The sequence below is a fragment of the Dehalococcoidia bacterium genome (assembly GCA_041653995.1).
In the GTDB taxonomy this organism is placed as follows: Bacteria; Chloroflexota; Dehalococcoidia; order GIF9; family UBA5629; genus CAIMUM01.
On sequence record JBAZEK010000001.1, the window covers coordinates 95,965 to 115,482 of the forward strand.

Sequence of the window (19,518 nt, forward strand, 5' to 3'; positions counted from 1 at the left end):
TTTCAGGGGTTCAGTCATAACATCCCAATATTTTTGCTTTTAAAAAATCAGCTCGTGCCTTATTTTTTTCACCTTTCTGATTATAAACAAGACCACGATTGCGATAAGCATTAGCACCCTTCGGGTTCATCTTTATCGCCTTGTTTAAATCAGCTATAGCTTTATCAAATTCCCCTTTTTCAGCGTAAGCATTCCCACGGTTATTGTAAGCCTTGGCATACTTTGGGTTTAGCTTTATCGCTTTGGAATAATCTGCAACTGCTTTGTCATGTTCACCTTTTTCATCATAATCAACCCCACGATTGTTAAGAGACTCCGCATCCCTCGGATTTATCTCTATTGCTTTAGTGTAATCAGCAATAGCCTTCTCATTGTGGCTTTTACTGTCATAGGCAAGTCCACGGTTGTAATAAGCGTCAGCAAACTTCCTGTTTAGGCTTATCGCCTTAGCATAATCAGATATTGCCTTACCGAAGTTACCTATTTCAGCGTAGACATTCCCACGGTTGTTATAAGCCACAGCATATTTCGGATCTAGCTCTATTGCTCTAGTATAGTCAGCAAGGGCTTTATCGAATTTACCTTTCTGACCATAGGCGAGTCCACGATTTTTGTAAGCCTTGGCGTCCATTGGGTCTAGCTTTATAGATTTATTATGATCAGCAATAGTCATGGATGCAGCCTCATCATCACAACTTGTACCATCTGAAGGTTGTTATAGACCTTCATAAGCGCAATTATAGATTACGTCGTCCAGGATAGCAATCGCCATTGGCGTGATATTATAGTCTATGCTTTGTTAGCATTATATAGTCTGCATAGGTAGTGATTAAGTTATTCTGGCATTTAATATAGTGAAATGGGTGAAAGGAAAGAATTAAATCAGAGGGTTATGTAATCGGCAGCTCTTTTACAACTTTAGACTTATTATTTTTATTATGGATGAACATACATACCGATGTTTGTTCAATTGTAGTGAGCTTTACCCGAGGGGCGAAAATCAGTCGATGCTGTCCTTGGTGCTGGGCACGTTGCTGGAGATGCGGGGATCGATACGGGTGGCAGCATCGAGGGCGCGTGCCAGCGCTTTGAAGAGGGCCTCCGCCTTGTGGTGGTCGTTCTTGCCGCTCAGCACCCAGGCGTGTATATTGATGCGCGCCTCCTGGGCGAACGAGACGAAGAAGTGGTGGACCAGGTCGGAATGCATCTCGGATATCACCGGCTCCTTGATAGCAGTCTCGATAATGGCATGGCCGCGGCCCGATATATCCAGCGCCACCAGGGCTACGGCTTCGTCCATGGGCACAATCGCATCGGCCATCCTGACGATGCCCTGTTTTTCTCCCAGCGCCTGGTTAAAGGCGCGGCCAAGCGTGATGGCCACATCCTCAACCACATGGTGCTGATCAGGGCCGTTGGCCGAGATCTTGAGGTCGAAGATGCCGTGCTGGGCAAGCTGGCAGAGCATGTGGTCGAAGAAGAGGATGCCTGTGGTTATCTCGTACCGGCTGCTGCCGTCGATATTTACCTCGACCTTGATCGAGGTTTCTTTTGTTCGGCGGGTGATGCTTGCTTTGCGTTCGGACATTTTCACCTCTTTATCGCTGGTTTCAGGCAAAGGTTATCACATATCCCTGAGGGCGGCAATCACACGGAGCGTATCTTCCGGGCGTCCAACGCTGATGCGGATGTAATCTTTTAACTCAGGCGTCTCGAAATAACGAATAAAGATACCCTTCTTCTGCAGCCTGGTATAAGTCTCTTTAGCGCTGCGATCCAGCACGGCACAGAGGATAAAGTTGGCCTGAGAGGGATAGGATTTAAGCCATTTGAACTGCTGTAGCGCGGCGAAGAGCACTTCTCTCTCGCTGACCATGGCCCTGACGGTCTTCTGCAGGTAATCGAGGTCTGCCAGCGATTCAAGGATTGCTACATAGGCGGCCATGCTGATGTTGTAGGGCTGCTTTATTTTCATCATATAGGGGACGATATTGGCCGGACAGATGCCGTAGCCTGCCCTCAGTCCGGCGATTCCCGCCCACTTGCTGAAGGTGCGTAATATGATGAGATTGGCGTACTGTGACACCATTGGTGTCAGCGAGTTGCCGCTGAATTCGACATAGGCCTCGTCAACCACCACCAGCAGGTCCGCAGCTAACAGATCTTTAATCTCGCTTGCTTCGGACCGGTTACCGCTGGGATTATTGGGCGATGCAATGAAGACCATCTTCGTTCCGGCGTCGATCGATTTTTTAATGGCAGGCAGATCCAGCGAGAAATCCGGCCTGCGGGGCACTTTTATCACCTCTCCTCCCGCGATCACCGTACAAAAAGGGTACATGCCGAAGGTGGGCGGACAGTTGATGACCCGGTCTCCCGGCTCAATGAACAGTCGCAGGATGATATCGATAAGGTCGTCGCTTCCGGCGCCGGCCACGATAGAATCTGCTTTAACGCCTGTATAAGCAGCCAGGGCCCTGCGTACATCTCTCTGGTCCGGATCAGGGTACCGGTTATAGTCCTGGAATCCGGCCAGCGCCTTTTGCACTCTTGGTGAGCACCCGTAGGGATTCTCATTGCCGTCCAGCTTGGCGGTGTCCCCTGCCGGCACTTCGGCGCGTCCGGTCAGCACGTCGACCGGATCGACGGGAGTATAGGCTTTCATGCCCTTAAGCCCGCCGCGGACCATTTTTTCAACATCTTTTGAATTGAGCATTTTACATCAGACCCAGCTGCAATCCATAATAGAAATGCAGCGCTCTCATTTTACCATTTCACAGGGGAACGCTGCATGCTAAAGTCATTGCGAGGAGCGCAGCGACGAAGCAATCTTGTGCTGTCATGCGGGGACACCAGATTGCCGCGGCCTTCGGCCTCGCAATGACGTGGGTGAGGCAAGGCTCGAAGCTAAAGCCCGAAAACCCTTTTGGCGTTTTCACAGAGGAAGAGCCTTCTAACTTCATCGGTTAACTGCAGGGTATCCAGGTCCTTGAGGCACATGGCCGCGGTGATCATGGGGTAATTGGTGCCGAACATGACCTTCTTTTTACCGTGTTTTTGCATGTATGCCACCAGTTCGGGCGGGAACCTCTTGGCGACATAGGCTGATGTGTCGATGTATACGTTCTCATGCTTGGTCGCCACCGCGATCATCTCGGTCGTCCAGGGATAACCGATATGTCCGCAGACCATCTTGAGCTCGGGGAATTCGAGCGCCACCTCGTCGATATAAGGTATGGGCCTGCCGGGCTCCGAAGGGCAGAGCGGACCGGTATGGCCGACCTGGCAGCAGAAAGGTATATCCAGCTCCACACACTCGGCGTAAAGAGGATAATAGCGGCGGTCCGTGGGTGGAAGGTTCCACAGCCATGGCACGATGCGCAACGCCTTGAATCCGAGCTCTCTGACGCAGCGCCTGAGCTCTCTGACCGCCTCCATGGGACGATAAAGATCGGCCGATGCCACACCGACCAGCCTGTCCGGATACTGTTTGACAAAAGCCGCCACCTCATCGTTGGAGATAAGCGGCCCGGTCGGGCTCCACCACGCGCAGGTCAGCCCTTTGGAGACATGAGCCTGGTCCATCAGGCCGATGGTCAGATCCAGAGGCAACTCGGAGGCGAGCTTCTCCTGCCCGGTCCACCGCCTCAACGAATCGAACATCCGGTGGTTGCCGAATTTCATGGTGGGATGCTGCATCCAAACATCTATGGCCTCATATACAGCGCTCATCTTGATCTCCCCCGCGTTATTAATAAATAGTTTTGTATAAAACTATTTTATCACGTTTGAGGGAGGATGTAAACGTTTGTAGGGGAATATGTGGACGAGTGGATTACAGCTTATCGACGTTATGGCTGATCCTGGTCATCAATTTAAAAAGGGTGTTTTTTTCGTCTGTGCTCAGCCCTTCGAAAAGCTGCGCATTCATTTTCTCGGATATCTTCTCAAGGGCAGGTTTAATTTGCGCGGCCTTATCCGTGACCCGAATATTAACCAGCCTTTTATCGTTGCCGTCCCTTACCCTGGTCACGTAGCCGTTCTTCTCCAGATGGCTGATCACCGCCGTTATTGTGGATTTATCCTTGAGGGACAGCTCGGTTAAATCGCGAAGATGGAGGGTGCCCTTTTTATCCAGGATGTGAAGGATATCGCCGTGCGAAGGAGCGATGCCGCTGATACCGTGCCTGGAGAGCTCGGATTCGAGATAAGCAAAGAGGCTCTGGCGAATGCTGTTCAGCGTATACAGGAAGTTGCCGCGATGCACTCTGATCATATGTTACACCATAACGAACGGCTGCTCAGATTCATTTATTTTTTATCTTTTTCAGTCTGACCCTGACAGCGCCGGCATGAGCGGTCAGCCCCTCGCTGTCCGCCATCATTGCGGCCGCCGGCCCCAGCCTCCGGAGGGCGCTATCTTCAAGGGCGATGATGCTGTTGATCTTGAGGAAATCCAGCACGTTCAGCGGTGAGCTGAAGCGGGCGCTGCCCCCGGTGGGCAGCGCATGGCTCGGTCCGGCTACGTAATCGCCCAGCACAACCGGTGAATACCGGCCGATGCAGATACAACCGGCGTTCCTGATTCTGCTGATGTAGCGCTCTGCGTTTTTCACCATGAGGGAGAGATGTTCCGGCGCATAAAGGTTGGCCAGATCTATAGCCTGCTCCAGAGTTTTCACTATGATGATCAGGCCGTTTGACGCCAGAGCTTTATCTGCAATGGTTCTTCTTTTCAGTCCGGGCAGCTGTTTTTTAAGTTCGGACTGCACTTTATCCGCCAGTCCCTCCGACGTGGTTATGATAATTGATGATGCCATGGCGTCATGCTCCGACTGCGCTATCAGATCGGCTGCACAGAAGGAGGGATCTGCAGAGCCGTCGGCGATCAGCATGACCTCGCTGGGACCCTGGAGGGCATCGATATCCACCAGGCCGTAAACCAACTTCTTGGCGTTCATAACATACATATTGCCCGGGCCGCAGATTTTGTCCACACGTGGCACTGAAGCGGAGCCGAAGGCCATGGCCGCCACGGCCTGCGCACCGCCGATTTTGAATATCCGGTCAACGCCCGCGATAAAAGCCGCGGCCAGTGTGCCGGCAGGCACTTTTCCATCTTTTCCGCACGGCGTGGACATGATGATCTCTTTCACCCCCGCCACACGTGCGGGGATGGCGGTCATCAGTACCGTGGAGGGATATGAGGCAGTGCCACCGGGTACATATATTCCCGCGCGCTCGATGGGCAACACCTGTTGTCCCAGGCCGTTTTTGAAAAATCCGCGCCCGTATATGCGCATGCAGATTTTATGGAATTTTACCAGGCGCGCGGCCGCGAATTTAAGCGCATTCATCAAGCGGGGGTCGATGGATGTGAGGGCCGCTGTCACTTCCCGCGGTGTAACCTCGAGCGATTTTAACCTGGCGCCGTCGAAGCGCTCGGCATAGGCGATTAGAGCCGGATCCCCTCCTTTCCTGACGCCTGCAATTATCTCGCGTACGGCAGTTTCGATCCTGCCGCCCGGATCATACTGAATGCTTCGTTCCAGGGTTTTCAAGGCCTGCCCGTAATCCCGAATCACCTTCATTTTTTACTCACCGCCTCCCGAAAAAGCCTGATCAGATTATTAATTTTATCCTTTTTTCCACGCTCTTCCAGGCTGCGCCTGTTGCCTATCAGGCAGGCCGTTGACTCGAACAGCGTGTCTATGATTTTTAGCTTGTGCCGGGCCAGTGTTTGACCGGTCTCGGTGTTTTCGATCAGCATATCGGCATCCTCAGGCAGATAGACCTCGGTTGCGCCCCAGGTAGGAATAACACGATAACGGGCGATGTGCTTGTCGCGCATATATTTATCGGCAATGTTGATATACTCTGTGGCGATACGCAGGGGTACCATTTTGCCCGCAGCCACGAGGTCGCGCAGCGAACCGATGCTATCCGCCGGTATATCCTGGCTGACTACAGCCACGATCCGCACCCAGCCGAAGCCGAGGTTGACCAGTTCGGCCACCGGGCTGGATGGGAACTGGTAAAGGTGATCCAGCAGCCAGTCCCGTCCGGTGATGGCAAGGTCGAAATTGCCGTTGGCAACCTGCTGGGGCATATCTTGAGGCCGGATTACTTTGATGCTGAGCCAATCGATGTCGCAGGACGGGCGCCGTCTCAGATCACTCTTTGAGTATCCTTCAAGCCTCAGGCCCGTCTTCTGCATGAAAGCTTCGGTATGCACCTGTTGATGGCCGTCGGCCAGCGCCAGCCATACATCACCGGCGCCTGCGCTGCCGGCAAGGTTGTTGTTTACCGCAAACACTGCTTTTTCCGGCGCCTGCCAGGGCTTATTCTTCAGGGAGGCGGATGCGGCAAATCGTTCGAGCAGGCCGCTGCAGTCGCTGCTCTGAAGACTATTGCAGTTGGCGATAATGCAGGCGTTACTGCCGCATATCCTGCGTATCGGCTTCAAATTCAGGCTGCGCAGAGCGTCCTCATTTTTAACGCGAAGCACAGAGAAATCGGCGTTCTCCGGCGGGTATGCTTCAGTCGAACCCCAGCAGGGGAAGATGCGATATCTTTTCAGACGCATTTTATATGCGGCTGCTTCTGCCAGGGCAGGATATTCAGTCACTATACGCCAGGCTGCAGTGCCGCTGGCCATAGACTGCGGGGATATATCCGATGAGGTCGCGCAGGCCATGTAGATATCAGAGATGTCGAATCCGAGGTCGGCGATCTTCAACACGCGGCTGGCCGGATACCGGGTCAGCAGCTCCTGCAGCCAGTCGGAACTGCAGATGCCGAAATCGTAGTTGCCCACAGCCACCTGTACGGGTATATCCCGCTCGTTAAGCATCTTGGCCGTCAAACCCGGCATGGCCTGCGACCGCATGCGGTAGATGCGGGTTCCCGAGTTATAGTTGTCGAAGCCGAGTCCTATGGAGTTAAGGAAGAGCGAAGTTCTGGCCAGCATTTTACCCTTGGGCAGGGCCAGTCGTGGCTCGGACATTGCTTTAGCGGGCAAGCTTGCTGAAACCCCCGATGATATTTATGACCTCACCCACTGCGGACACTTTTTTGCGCGTCTTCTTGAAGTTATCGACCAAGGTGAAAGAGGCTGGGCGTGTCCCGATTGAAACCGACCAGCGGGCCTGCAGTTGATTGCCGCAAAAATCGAGTTCGGCTATAAGTCCGACTTTGCGCATGGCTGCCGCCGCCTCAAAGGCTGCATTAACTGCCTCCGCCGAGCCTCCTGCAGCTTTCACAGATACGGTCTTCTCAGCCTTTTGCTGCGACCATGGCTTCACCATGGCTGTAACGGTATCCAGGTAGAAGGCGAAGCCGCAGGCGGGTATATCCTGACCGCCTACCAGGCCTATCAGGTTATCGTACCTGCCCCCGCTGCATATCCTGTCCCCGCCCGAGGTTATCTTAAAACACAGGCCTGTGTAGTATTCAAAGCCCCTGATGGAGGTAAAGTCTATGGAGTAGCTCACCTGCATTTTGTCCAGCAATGCGGTAACGGCAGCGAAGCCGTCGATCTCTTTTTTAACACTTTTTGAGACGGCGGGCATAGCCTTGAGGTTGGCCAGAAAACCGCTTGATCTGCCCTTCAGCTTAATAAGCGTGGCGATGGCGTTGACCACTTCCTTATTCTTGCTTTTAACACCGGAAAATGCCTGCCAGTTTCCTTCGAGGATATCGTCGAGCAGAGCGGCCTTGCTGTCGCCGTCCAGCTTGAGCTCCCCGATAAGAGCTTTCAGAATGCCGGCATGCGATAGCTTGAGTTCAGGTTTTGTTAATCCCATCGCACCTGCAATCTCCAGGGCCAGGGTGATCACTTCGGCGTCTGCGGCCCGGTCGCAATCTCCCAGGAGTTCCACCCCGCACTGCCATTTTTCGCGGTTCTCACGTCCTGTCTCCTCAAATGCAAAGACGTTGGTGATATAGTAGAGACGGGCTATCTTCTGGTTTGCGAGGTTCTCGCTGTAAAGCCGGGCGGCGGGTATAGTCCCATCGGGACGCAGAACGACTCGCTCGCCTCCCCAGCCATCCCAGTCGAGGAAGGAGTAGACACGCCCCAGCATAGCGGGCGTCAATGTCCCCGCCGCGGTAAAAAGATGTATATATTCCAGGGTGGGTGTCCTGATCTCGCGGTAACCCCAGTTTAAACACGAATTGCGGAAGGCATCCTCAACCTGCCTGAAACGCTCCATATCATCCGGCAGCAGGTCGCGGGCCCCTTTACATCTCTGACTTTCCATAACTATTTATCCTTTCCATAAAACGAGATAATTCTACACTAATGGTATCGCAGCTACAATTGCTGTCTTTACGGCGTTTCTGATATACAATATACGCATGACTGCAAGAAAGATATTCCGCATATTTTATGTTTCGCTGTTCCTTGTTGGGCTGGCGCTTTCAATAGCCGGCTGTAACGCTGTCCCTGAATCAGGGCAGATCCGTGTCCTGGAGGTCAGGGGTAATATTGTGCCCGTTGTTGCCGACTATATCAGCCGCGGAATAGCCGAGGCTGAGGAAAGAGGCGACACCGTCGTTATCATTACCCTGGATACACCCGGCGGTCTGCTGGATTCCACTGAGAGGATAGTCAAAAGCATCATGAACGCCAGGGTGCCGGTCGTTATATATGTATCGCCTCATGGCGCCTGGGCGGCTTCGGCGGGCACATTCATTACTGTATCTGCTCATCTCTCCGCTATGGCCCCTGCCACCAGCCTGGGGGCTGCGCACCCGGTGAGTGTGGGGGAGGAGATGCCCGAAGATGTGCAGAAGAAGGCGACCGAGTACTCGGCGGCCTGGATACAGAGCATAGCTGAGAAACGCGGGCGTGATCCCTCGCTGGTTGAGGCTGCCGTGAGGGAGAGTAGATCATTCACCGCTTCAGAAGCAGTCGAGAAAAAGCTCGTCGATTTCCAGGCCGATGATCTGGACAGTGTCATAAAGCAGATCAACGGCAGAAAAGTAACGCTGGCGAACGGCATCGAAGTGACTATTGATACAGAAGGGGCCGAAGTAAGCAGAAGCGACATGACGCTGGTGGAGAAGATACTCCAGGTCATCAGCCATCCCAATGTTGCATACATATTGCTTACGCTGGCTTCCATAGGACTGATTACGGAGATCTCCAATCCCGGGCTGATCTTCCCCGGCGTGATCGGCGGCATATGTCTTTTACTGGCATTCTACTCACTGGGTGTATTGAATGCGGGCTGGGCCGGCCTGTTGCTATTATTGCTTGCTTTCGGGCTCTTCGTCACTGAGATTTTTGTACCTGCCTATGGTATACTGACCACGGGTGGAATAGTATCGCTGATAATAGGTTCACTCATTCTTTTCAGTGAAAGTGAGGCGTCCATGCAATTCGATACAAGTCTTATCGTGTACGTTGCCATATTTTTAGCGCTCTTTATGGCTTTCCTGGTCTGGGCTGTTGTCCGTGGTCAAAAAAGGAAGGTGACCACCGGCAAGGAAGGTATGATCGGCCAGGTAGCCGAGGTTAAAACTGCTCTTGAACCCGTGGGCATGGTGCAGGTGGAAGGGGAATTGTGGAAAGCTGAGCTGGATGAAGGCCTGGCGCACCCGGGGGAAGAGGTTATTATACAAAAGGTGGACAACCTTAAATTATACGTAACAAGAAAAAAATAAGGAGGCAGACATGCAGATAGCGGGAATTATAGTACTGGCAATTTTTGTCCTGATAGTGCTGTTCGCATCTATCAGGATAGTCAACGAGTATGAAAGGGGCGTAGTCTTCCGCCTGGGCAGATATGTGGGAGTGAGGGGCCCGGGCCTTATTTTGCTCATACCCTTTATCGAGCGAATGGTGAAAGTCGAGCTGCGCGTGGTAACGATGGATGTGACGCAACAGGAATGTATCACCATGGACACAGTGACGGTCAAAGTAGATGCCGTGGTATATTTCCGTGTTATGAAGCCGGAATCGGCGATTCTGAACGTTGAGCAATACATCAGGGCCACTTCATTGCTGTGTCAGACGACGCTGCGGAACGTGGTGGGACAATCGGAACTTGAAGATCTGCTGGCGCACCGGGAAAAGATCAACAATAAGCTGCAGACTATTATAGATGAGAGCACCGAGCCGTGGGGCATCAAGGTCAGCATGGTCGAAGTACGAGATGTTCAACTGCCCGACAATATGCAGAAAATCATGGCTGCTCAGGCAGAGGCGGAGAGAGGCAGAAGGGCCAAGATCATCGCTGCCGAGGGCGAGGCGCAGGCGGCGGAGAAGTTGTCTGAGGCTGCCCGTGTAATTTCAAAGGAGCCGATGGCACTGCAGTTACGCTACCTGCAGACTCTGGTGGCAATCGCATCGGACAGATCAAATACCGTGGTATTCCCCCTGCCTATCGAATTAATTCAACCTATGCTGCAGAAGATTGAAGCTGATAAGAAGAAGCCCGGCGCCTGATAAGGAAAAGCGATGTGAAGTAGGGGCGGCTGTACAGCCGCCCCTACTTTTTACTACCGTCGTTTATCAGGGATACGTCTCCCGCCAAAATCTCCTGCAGGCTTCCGTCGTCCTGCCGCAGCAATAGATGCCCCGATCTGTTGATAGCCGCTGCGATGCCCTCGATCTCGCGGTTGGCCGACCTGACCTTCACACGACTGCCGATTGTGATCATGTTGGCTGCCCATTCTTTAAGTATCGAATCCGGCTCCTTGCTTCGCAGGTAGAGTCCTTCTAATTCGGTATAGAGGCGCAATGCTACCTGGCCGACCGGTATCTCATGTCCCAGTTCGACCGAGAGGCTGGTTGCAAAGCCGGCTATGTCAGGATACAGAGATGTGTCGAAATTAATATTGATACCGATGCCCATAATGCTGTATCGAACTGTACCGTCTGTGAGTCCGTGTTCGATTAATATGCCGCAGACCTTGCGGCCACCGATCAGTATATCGTTGGGCCATTTGATTTCAGCATCGATTCCCAGCGCCTTAACCGTGCGGAAAACAGCCAGGGCAGATATAGCCGGCAGTAGAGGAAGAACCGACATAGCGGGGCGCAGAATTATCGATGTGGCCAGTCCGCCCTCCGGAGATAACCATGACCTGCCGAGCCTGCCGCGGCCCGACTGCTGCATCCCGGCTATTACAGCAGCGCCCTCGGGGGCTCCATGGTCGGCCATGTCTTTAGCCACATCCTGTGTCGAAGAGGTGACTGCCAGATAATGCAGCTTTCTGCCGATAAAGCCGGTGGTCAGGTTTTTTTCCAGATATTCGAGGATGTCATTCATGTTTAACCCGTATTAATATATCAAAGAGATTGAACCATGTATAATAAACGAGAAGGCACGAGTCAAGGAAGTGTAATATCGGAGGAGTTTGAATTATGGGAGGCGACGATATCGAGAAACAGGCCGGGAAGATAGCCGAACTCATAGTAAATTCGCAACGATGCCTGGTTTTCAGCGGGGCAGGGATCAGCACCGAGTCCGGTATACCTGACTTCCGGGGTGAGGACGGCATATGGACAAAGCTGGATCCGGAGGATTTCACAATACAGAGGTTCGTGGCCCGGCCGGAGGTTAGAAAGATGCAATGGAAGCTCCTGGCTGAAGGAGGGCTGGTTAAAAATGTGAAGCCTAACGCAGCTCATTTCGCCGTAGCAGGCATGGACAAGCTGGGTAAGCTTGACTGTGTTGTGACGCAGAATATCGATAACCTCCATCAGATGGCCGGCGTGCCTGATGAAAAGGTATTCGAGTTACACGGCAACATGCAGTACGTCCGTTGCCTGGGCTGCCGCAAGCGCTTTCCTATGGACGAGATAATATCGCGACTTGTAAATGAAGAGTTGCCGGAGTGCGAGGCGTGCAAGGGCATACTAAAACCTGACGCCGTATATTTCGGAGAGATGTTACCGCAGGCTGTTCTTAGCGAGGCCTCCCGCCGGGCAAACCTGTGCGACCTCTGCATCGTAATAGGATCCACACTGGTGGTATACCCTGCGGCTTATATCCCTGAATATGCATTTAATGCAGGGGCAAAGATCGTTATCATCAATATAGGGTCCACGCCCATGGATTCCAGGGCGGCTGTACGCGTCGAAGGTAAGGCCGGCGAAGTCATGGGGAGGGTGATGGACTATGTTAGAGCCAGAATCAATCAATGAGTTTATTGACAAGGCAGCAATACAATGTTAGATTGTGAGAAATATCATACGCATGGAGGTGTCGATTTGAAAAGGGCTGCTATAGCCATCCTGATGCTGGCAATACTGGTTGCAGGATGTGCGAGACCGGCGGTTAATACCAAATTGGCTCCTCTCGCTTATATCGATTCCGTGTCTTCGCCACAGGTTTACGTCGGCGAGAAGATCAAATTCAGCGGGCATGCCATTTCATCTGAAGGGCAGATAGTAGGCTATAACTGGCGTTCAAGTATTAACGGGAATCTTAGCCAGTTGGCCTCGTTTGAGACCGATTCACTGACGGCAGGGCAGCATACGATCTGGTTCAAGGCGCAGGACAATTACGGCAACTGGTCAAATGAGGTTGGTACGAACGTAATCGTGCTTATCTCCGGCGGCCCGGAAAAAATGGCCATCAAGTTGTTTACGGCTACGCCGCCTGAAATCAAGGAAGGGGAGTGGTCCACACTTACCTGGGACGTGAGCGGATCCGGCACGGTGCGCATAGATCCCGATATCGGCGGTGTGTCCATGTCCGGCAGCCGGTCGGTTCAGCCTAATACGGATACCGTTTATACCATCTTTGCCAGGAATGATGAGGGGACCATGACGGCCAATACCAGGGTACTGGTAACTCCTCTGCACGTGTATACTACCACCCTGTATTCCGTCGCTGCCGAGGACGGCACGGTCAGAAAGGACAAAGTCGTCCTGGACGGTGTTTTGGTCGGACAGAACGATTTGCAGATACAGATGCAGGGCTTTCTGAGCTTCGATATATCTTCCATCCCAAGAAACGCTATTATCAAGGGTGTGGATCTGGATATCTCGAAATCAGTCGTGGTCAACTCACCCTTCCCGTGGCAGGGCTCGCTTAATATTTATAATCAGCAGTATGGCAGCAATTTGCGGCCAAGTGATTACATGGTTATAGTTCCCGCCGGATACCTTTACAGCTGGAACTACAATTATGTGGCAACTATGATGCCGAGCACGCCGTTCACCTCACCGGATTTCGTTGCCACTGTACAGAAGCAGCTCGATGCAGGCAGCGACCGCTATCAGATCCGTCTGCAGTTCGAGAAATACTATTATTACAGCCGTGCTGATTATACAGCCCAGCTGTATTCGACTGTTAAGAGCGGTGAAAGCAGCGCTAACTATCTTGACATCAGCGCAGGCAATGCGAAATTGATTGTCCGCTACGTGATTCCAGAGTAAAGCCGAAGCGACGGCGACAGCTAAACATTAACTCAGCTTTTCCGTTATCCTTTTTATAACCGGGATAATTACATCCCAGGAGGACTCACCATGAAGAAATTAATGATTACTCTATTATTGGTCTTTGTATTACTGTCAGGGTGCTTGTATTTGCCCGGTACCTTTCCTCAGACGACGGCTGAGACGGACAAACCTGTCGTGGCAACCTTTGCGGTTGACCCAGCGATAGTGACCGAGGGGCAGAACACTGTTCTGAGCTGGATTGTGACGGGCGCCCAGATGGTCAGCATAGATAATGGTATCGGACCGGTGCCCCTGAGCGGCACGAGATCCATCATGCCGTACGCAACTACGATTTATAATCTTACGGCATCGAATTCAGTCGGAAGCAGCACGGCGACTGCTACGGTGACAGTTGTGGGCGGGCTCAGTGTTCAGCAGGGTATGGAGATGGCCGCCGTATTGAATATAATACCAAATGAGAGCGGATCGCTAACTAAAAGCGGCGCGAATTATGCTCGTTCAAGCGCTGTCTGCGCGGGAGATAATCCCGCGAACCAGGCCGTCCGGGCGTTCTTGAGTTTTGATCTGACGACGCTGCCGCCTACGGCAGAGATCGGCCGGGAGGTTCTTGATTTAACTGAATACTCGATCGTGGGTAATCCTACTTACAGCGGTGCCACCTGGGGCAATATGGGCGCTCTCGAGATATATCAGTATCAGTACGGCTCAATGGGCAGCCTGGGAAGAGTGGCCTATGAGTCCGCAGCGCCCGCCGTGGGAAGCGTGAAGCTGATGGCTGTGCAGAGAACGGACCCGCTTCTGATTGATGTTACACTGGACGATCATGGAAATAATATGATACAGAAGCTTCTTTCCAGCGATCAGGGGAGATGCCAGTTCAGGCTGGGGTTCTTCACTTCCACCAACTGGGACAGCGTGGCTGACATGATCTGCCTGGACAGGGCCGTATTAAGGATCACATACAAGGTACCCTGAATCTCACCCGGGCTTCATCTCCTCGATATCAAAACGGAAGTTCTCGATAACCGGATTGGCCAGCAGCTTTTTACACATATCCTGTAGTTCAGCCCGCGCTTTTTCCATGTCCCCGGCTGCAATTTTTATCTCGATGTATTTGCCGGCCCTGACCTCTTCCACATCTTTGAAACCCAGGGTATGAAGGGCGCCTTTGATGGTTAATCCCTGCGGATCGTTCACGGTCGGCTTTAGCGTTATGTAGACTTTAGATAAATACATTCTTAAACTTCCTTCCGGTCAGCAGTGTATATGCATCTTGATAACGTTCCGTCGTTGCTGCAACAACATCCGCGGGCAGGGCCGGCGCCGGTTTTTTACGGTTCCAACGCGAGGCAATCAGCCAATCCCTGACCGGCTGCTTATCGAAGCTTGGCTGAGATTGCCCCGGCTCATACTGGCCGGCATCCCAGAACCGGCTTGAGTCGGGTGTGAGTACTTCATCAATCAGTATAAGTTCCTTATCATGAAAACCGAACTCGAATTTAGTATCGGCTATGATGATACCGCGCTCCATGGCATATGAACGCGCGTAACTGTAGATCTCCAGGCTTTTGGCTTCGATCTTACGGGCTGTCCTCTCTCCTACCAGATCGACCAGTCCTTTGGGAGACAGGGGCAGGTCATGGCCGATTGCCGCCTTGGTAGTGGGTGTAAAAATAGCTTCCGGCAGCTCCTGGCTTTCCCGTAAACCTTTGGGCGCTTTTCTCCCGTTGATTGTCCCTTTTTTGCTGTACTCTGCCCAGGCTGAACCGGCAATATACCCTCTGACTACACACTCCACCGGCAAGCGCTCCGCCTTAAGAACAGCCATCGAGCGGCCGAGCAGCAGTTCGGGCAACGGTCTTTTCCAGGGGGAATATTTCGATAGCGCCCTGCGGCTCTCAATCGATTCAACCATATGATTATGTATGATATGATAGGTTTTCCCGAACCAGAAAGCCGATACTTGATTAAGCACTATCCCCTTATCCGGTATGCCATTGGGAAGTACCACATCGAAGGCGGAGATGCGATCGGTGGCTACTATCAGGAGTTTGTCCCCGACCTGATAGGTATCCCTGACCTTGCCTTTTCCGTACAGGGGTAATTTCAATGAGCTGTCGAATAACATGTTCAAGATACAACTCCTATCTCTTTATCTGCGATTTACGCGTTTTCTTGAGCAAACCCAAACGCTCAAACACCGTATCGATATGCTTGAGGAAGCGCCGGTAATCAAATAAATCGTCCAGTTCCTTTGCATTCAGGCGGCTGGAAACATCGGGATCTGATTTCAGCAATTTAAGGAAAGGAGTCCTGGATTTCCATGCTTCCATGGCATTGCGCTGCGTCAGTTCATAGGCCTTCTGACGGCTGAGACCTTTGCTCACCAGGGCGAGCATGACATTCTGTGAAAATACCAGGCCCTGAGTTATCTCGAGGTTGCGTTTCATATTTTCAGGATAGACCTGCAAGCCCTTCATAACGCCGGTGAACAGGCTTAAAATATAATCGAGGGCAAGGCAGGCGTCAGGCAAGATCACGCGCTCATTGGATGAATGGCTGATATCACGTTCATGCCAGAGCGCCATGTTCTCAAGTGCGGTCACGGAATAGCCCCTGATCAAGCGTGAAAGTCCGCAAACTCTCTCGCAGAGCTCGGGATTACGTTTATGCGGCATGGCGGATGAGCCCGTCTGGCCTTTGGCAAATGGTTCCTCTGCCTCCAGGATCTCCGTCCTTTGCAGGGACCTGATCTCCGTAGCAAACCTTTCGAGAGAGCTCGCAGCGATGGCAAGCGTGGTTATAAGCTGGGCGTGGCGATCACGCTGGATCACCTGATTCGAGATAGGCGCGCAGGCCAGCCCGAGAGCGGCGCAGGCTTTGGCCTCGATATCCGGTGATACAGTGGCATATGTACCTACAGCACCGGATATCTTGCCCACGATGATGACTTTTTTGGCCTCTTCCAGCCTGGCATAGTTTCGTTTCATCTCCTGCGCCCACAGAGCCATCTTCAGCCCGAACGTTATCGGCTCGGCGTGTACTCCATGCGTACGACCTATCATGATCGTGTCCTTGTTGGAGACAGCTCTGTCCTCGAGCACCGTGACAAGCGAGGCCATATCCTCTAAAAGCAGGTCAACAGCCTCGCGAATTTGCAGCGCCTGAGCTGTGTCTATTATATCCGAGGAGGTCAGGCCGAGATGGATATAACGCGAATCCTCTCCCACCGTTTCGCCCACGGCGTTCAGGAAGGCGGTCACGTCGTGATGGGTGACCTTGAGTATCTCTGCCATGCGGTCGAAATCGACGCTGGCCTTACTGATATTTTGCAGAGCCGATTTGGGTATCCGTCCGACATCAGCCCAGGCTTCGCATACGGCAATTTCAACCTGCAGCCATTTGTCGAACTTATTTTTGTCCGACCAGATTTTTTTCATTTTCGGGCGTGAATAGCGTTCAATCATATCTACCTGCCTTACGCCTCAGCCAGCCTGCGTTTGTATTCTGCAAAAGAGCTTTTGATCTGTTCGAACTTAATCCCCAGTACCTGGACGGCCAGCAGGGCTGCATTCTTAACTCCGGCCGAGCCAATGCCTGTGCAGGCAACCGGGACCCCACCCGGCATTTGTACGATAGAATAGAGTGAGTCCACACCTTTCAGATCGCTGGTAGGCAAAGGCACCCCGATAACAGGTAAAGCTGTCCACGAAGCGATCACTCCGGGCAGATGGGCTGCGCTGCCTGCGGCAGCAATTATGACCTCGTAACCTTTAGAGCCTGCTTCAAGGGCATACTGGCGCACCCTGTCCGGCTTGCGGTGTGCGGATAATATGTCTATATCGTACTCGATTTTAAATTCCTTAAATACAGCGAGAGCAGGCTGAATATACTCCTCATCCGTCTTGCTCCCTATCACGATACCAACCAGCGCCATCAATTCACCTCCCTCGCCGCAATGTCCCGCCGGAAGTGGCATCCCTTAAAATCGATATGCGGTATATTGCGATATACTTTCTCACTGGCCTCTTTTAGAGTACGGCCTGTAGCCGTTACCGTTAAGACCCGGCCCCCGCTGGTAACGATCTTGCCGTCATTGCATTCTGCTGCTCCCGCAAAGAATATGTTGATGTCTTTTTCCAATCTGTCGGATATGCTGATGGGGAGATCCGTGCGGTAGCTGCCTGGGTATCCGCCCGATGCCAGGACCACGCCCACGCATGCATCACGGCTCCAGTCGATCTTCATCCGGTCCAGCCTGCCGTCCAACACAGCCAGCATGATCTCTACCAGATCGGACTCCAGCCTCGGCAGTATCACCTGTGTTTCAGGATCGCCGAAGCGGGCGTTGAACTCCAGAACTTTTGGTCCCTGCTGTGTGATGATCAACCCCGTATAAAGGACACCCCTGTAGGGTGATCCTTCTTTAGCCATGGCGGACACAGTGGGTCGGATGATATCCTCAAGTACCCGGTCGGTCATATCCTGATTGAAAAAACCGGGTGGGCTGTAGCTGCCCATTCCTCCGGTATTGGGGCCCTGGTCATCATCGAAAACCCTCTTATAGTCGCAGGCCGGCACCATCGCGACAACGTTTACACCGTCGCTGAAGGCTAACAGACTTACCTCTCTGCCGAGCAGACACTCCTCGACAATCACTTTGTCTCCGGCTGATCCGAAGGCACGGTCTTTCATGATTGAATTGAGCGCACCAATAGCTTCAGCAAGGTTCTTTGCCACGGTTACGCCCTTGCCGGCAGCCAATCCATCAGCCTTAACAACGATGGGCATATCATGTGTCTCAATATACTTTTTGGCCTTGCTAAAGCTGGTAAAGGTCTGGCCTTCGGCACAGGGCACATTGTTTCTTTGCATGATGTCGCGGGCGAAAGATTTGCTTGATTCAAGGCGCGCAGCAGCCATGGACGGGCCGAAAACAGGTATACCGGCCTGGTCGAAAAGGTCTGTGATCCCCGCCGCCAGAGGAGCTTCGGGGCCAACTACCGCGAGTCCGATTCCGAGCTCGCGGGCCTTTTCAACTATCGAGGATATATCGTTTAAAGGTATGGCCAGGTTGCTGGCCAATTTACCGGTGCCGGCATTTCCCGGAACGGCATATATCGCATCGACGCGGGGGCTGCGGGCAATTTTCCATACGAGGGTATGTTCACGCGCCCCGTTGCCGATAACCAGTACCTTCAAACCGGAGTCTCCACCTTAATCTACGCAGTTATCTTCTTGACTATGTTGCGTTTGCTGCTTTTGGTTTTACCGCGGTTCTTTTTAGCAGCCTTTAGCTTTGGTTTGTGTGCCATTTTCTCACTACCTTAACTCTTTATTCAATTTTTCAGCCTGTACAGGATCAAGCAAGCTCAGTATGTGTAAAAGCCTTGCCACATGAGTCTTTTTGTCTTCGAGTATCTGTTCGATGGTGTCAGCCGCATCTTCATTTTCGATCATCTCAACCTGAGCTTCATACTCGTTGATTGATTTGAACTCGGCGATCAGGTCATCGCGTATCATCTCGAGGTCCATCGAACTCTCGATTGCTTCCTCCTGTTCTTCAAAAGCTTCAAATGCCATAGTATCCTCCGGGAGTTAAACCACATGGGGTATCAACGCGAAAATAGCCTTTATTGCTTGGCAAAATCGCCTAAAAAGTATATATTTTCAGGCGTTTTTAATCAAGGGACAGAATGTATCAGGCGTTGCTCGGGATGGCTTTAAGCAGTCTGTCTCTCAGGGAATTTATTGCATCGGAGCTGTACCTCTCGATGTGCTCCTCGTCGCAGAGCGCGGCAAGGCGCGGATCTACAGGTATCCTGGCCAATAGTGGCGCGCCGGCAGCCTTTGCTCGCTATTTCTTGACTGATTTTTTCAGATCGGAGCCGGATAACCTGAGGATGACGGCATCTCCGACCGTTACGATGTCATCGAGCTTGATCTTGTATTTGTCTCTAAGGCCGGCGTTTATAACCGCATACTTTACGGTTCCTGAAACAATGTCGATGTCCAGGTCGCCTATTTTGCCTATCTTATCGCCGCGTGAACCTAGAACTTCTTTTCCCAGCAATTTCTTTACGAGCATATTACCTCCG

Annotated in this window: 21 protein-coding genes; 5 read left to right on the forward strand and 16 right to left on the reverse strand. The window is 52.3% G+C overall.

Annotation, left to right across the window (positions count from 1 at the left end; all coding sequences use genetic code 11):
- Window positions 1–10 precede the first annotated feature (10 nt).
- The 8 genes from WC359_00485 to WC359_00520 form a co-directional block, all read right to left on the reverse strand.
- Window positions 11–673, reverse strand: a complete 663-nt coding sequence (locus WC359_00485) for a tetratricopeptide repeat protein (GenBank protein MFA5398913.1) — start codon at window positions 671–673, stop codon at window positions 11–13.
- Between the two features lie 327 nt (window positions 674–1,000).
- On the reverse strand, window positions 1,001–1,588 hold the full coding sequence (gene hisB / locus WC359_00490; GenBank protein MFA5398914.1) for an imidazoleglycerol-phosphate dehydratase HisB: 588 nt from the start codon (window positions 1,586–1,588) through the stop codon (window positions 1,001–1,003).
- Window positions 1,589–1,624: 36 nt separating this feature from the next.
- A complete protein-coding gene (gene hisC / locus WC359_00495) occupies window positions 1,625–2,716 on the reverse strand; it encodes a histidinol-phosphate transaminase (GenBank protein MFA5398915.1) in 1,092 nt (363 codons plus the stop codon).
- 191 nt (window positions 2,717–2,907) lie between these two features.
- The gene (locus tag WC359_00500) at window positions 2,908–3,732 is read right to left on the reverse strand and encodes an amidohydrolase family protein (protein ID MFA5398916.1); all 825 of its coding nucleotides are present in this window, start codon (window positions 3,730–3,732) and stop codon (window positions 2,908–2,910) included.
- Between the two features lie 103 nt (window positions 3,733–3,835).
- Window positions 3,836–4,276, reverse strand: a complete 441-nt coding sequence (locus tag WC359_00505) for a MarR family transcriptional regulator (GenBank protein MFA5398917.1) — start codon at window positions 4,274–4,276, stop codon at window positions 3,836–3,838.
- Window positions 4,277–4,307: 31 nt separating this feature from the next.
- Window positions 4,308–5,591 (reverse strand): histidinol dehydrogenase, encoded by a 1,284-nt coding sequence (gene hisD / locus WC359_00510; protein MFA5398918.1) that lies wholly within the window; start codon window positions 5,589–5,591, stop codon window positions 4,308–4,310.
- Entirely contained in the window at window positions 5,588–7,021 is a 1,434-nt protein-coding gene (gene hisG, locus WC359_00515) for an ATP phosphoribosyltransferase (protein MFA5398919.1), read from the reverse strand. Before hisG ends, hisD begins: the two co-directional genes overlap by 4 nt.
- The gene (locus WC359_00520) at window positions 7,011–8,261 is read right to left on the reverse strand and encodes an ATP phosphoribosyltransferase regulatory subunit (GenBank protein ID MFA5398920.1); all 1,251 of its coding nucleotides are present in this window, start codon (window positions 8,259–8,261) and stop codon (window positions 7,011–7,013) included. The genes hisG and WC359_00520 overlap by 11 nt, the downstream gene beginning before the upstream one ends.
- A 97-nt stretch (window positions 8,262–8,358) precedes the next feature.
- Between WC359_00520 and WC359_00525 the strand changes: the two genes are divergently transcribed.
- Window positions 8,359–9,669 (forward strand): nodulation protein NfeD, encoded by a 1,311-nt coding sequence (locus tag WC359_00525; protein ID MFA5398921.1) that lies wholly within the window; start codon window positions 8,359–8,361, stop codon window positions 9,667–9,669.
- A gap of 10 nt (window positions 9,670–9,679) precedes the next feature.
- On the forward strand, window positions 9,680–10,453 hold the full coding sequence (locus tag WC359_00530; protein MFA5398922.1) for an SPFH domain-containing protein: 774 nt from the start codon (window positions 9,680–9,682) through the stop codon (window positions 10,451–10,453).
- A 43-nt stretch (window positions 10,454–10,496) separates the two neighbouring features.
- On the opposite strand, the gene WC359_00535 is transcribed toward WC359_00530, so the two are convergent.
- Window positions 10,497–11,279, reverse strand: a complete 783-nt coding sequence (locus WC359_00535; GenBank protein MFA5398923.1) for a biotin--[acetyl-CoA-carboxylase] ligase — start codon at window positions 11,277–11,279, stop codon at window positions 10,497–10,499.
- 95 nt (window positions 11,280–11,374) lie between these two features.
- Between WC359_00535 and WC359_00540 the strand changes: the two genes are divergently transcribed.
- From WC359_00540 to WC359_00550, 3 genes are all read left to right on the forward strand, one after another.
- Window positions 11,375–12,157 carry an NAD-dependent deacylase gene (locus WC359_00540; GenBank protein ID MFA5398924.1) on the forward strand — a complete coding sequence of 261 codons (783 nt, stop codon included), beginning with the start codon at window positions 11,375–11,377 and terminating at the stop codon, window positions 12,155–12,157.
- A 66-nt stretch (window positions 12,158–12,223) separates the two neighbouring features.
- Window positions 12,224–13,396: a hypothetical protein gene (locus tag WC359_00545; GenBank protein ID MFA5398925.1), complete on the forward strand. Its 1,173-nt coding sequence runs from the start codon at window positions 12,224–12,226 to the stop codon at window positions 13,394–13,396.
- A gap of 90 nt (window positions 13,397–13,486) precedes the next feature.
- A complete protein-coding gene (locus tag WC359_00550; protein ID MFA5398926.1) occupies window positions 13,487–14,395 on the forward strand; it encodes a hypothetical protein in 909 nt (302 codons plus the stop codon).
- 3 nt (window positions 14,396–14,398) lie between these two features.
- Here the strand turns inward: WC359_00550 and purS are convergent, their stop codons facing one another.
- The 7 genes from purS to WC359_00585 form a co-directional block, all read right to left on the reverse strand.
- Window positions 14,399–14,656, reverse strand: a complete 258-nt coding sequence (purS, locus tag WC359_00555; protein MFA5398927.1) for a phosphoribosylformylglycinamidine synthase subunit PurS — start codon at window positions 14,654–14,656, stop codon at window positions 14,399–14,401.
- Window positions 14,643–15,548 (reverse strand): phosphoribosylaminoimidazolesuccinocarboxamide synthase, encoded by a 906-nt coding sequence (locus tag WC359_00560; protein ID MFA5398928.1) that lies wholly within the window; start codon window positions 15,546–15,548, stop codon window positions 14,643–14,645. The genes purS and WC359_00560 overlap by 14 nt, the downstream gene beginning before the upstream one ends.
- A gap of 16 nt (window positions 15,549–15,564) precedes the next feature.
- The gene (gene purB, locus WC359_00565) at window positions 15,565–16,887 is read right to left on the reverse strand and encodes an adenylosuccinate lyase (protein ID MFA5398929.1); all 1,323 of its coding nucleotides are present in this window, start codon (window positions 16,885–16,887) and stop codon (window positions 15,565–15,567) included.
- 11 nt (window positions 16,888–16,898) lie between these two features.
- Complete coding sequence (gene purE, locus WC359_00570) at window positions 16,899–17,357, reverse strand: 5-(carboxyamino)imidazole ribonucleotide mutase (GenBank protein MFA5398930.1); 459 nt, start codon at window positions 17,355–17,357, stop codon at window positions 16,899–16,901.
- Window positions 17,357–18,622 carry a phosphoribosylamine--glycine ligase gene (purD, locus tag WC359_00575; protein ID MFA5398931.1) on the reverse strand — a complete coding sequence of 422 codons (1,266 nt, stop codon included), beginning with the start codon at window positions 18,620–18,622 and terminating at the stop codon, window positions 17,357–17,359. Before purD ends, purE begins: the two co-directional genes overlap by 1 nt.
- A 120-nt stretch (window positions 18,623–18,742) precedes the next feature.
- Window positions 18,743–19,003 carry a hypothetical protein gene (locus WC359_00580; GenBank protein MFA5398932.1) on the reverse strand — a complete coding sequence of 87 codons (261 nt, stop codon included), beginning with the start codon at window positions 19,001–19,003 and terminating at the stop codon, window positions 18,743–18,745.
- A gap of 274 nt (window positions 19,004–19,277) precedes the next feature.
- A complete protein-coding gene (locus tag WC359_00585; GenBank protein ID MFA5398933.1) occupies window positions 19,278–19,508 on the reverse strand; it encodes a PRC-barrel domain-containing protein in 231 nt (76 codons plus the stop codon).
- Window positions 19,509–19,518 lie beyond the last annotated feature (10 nt).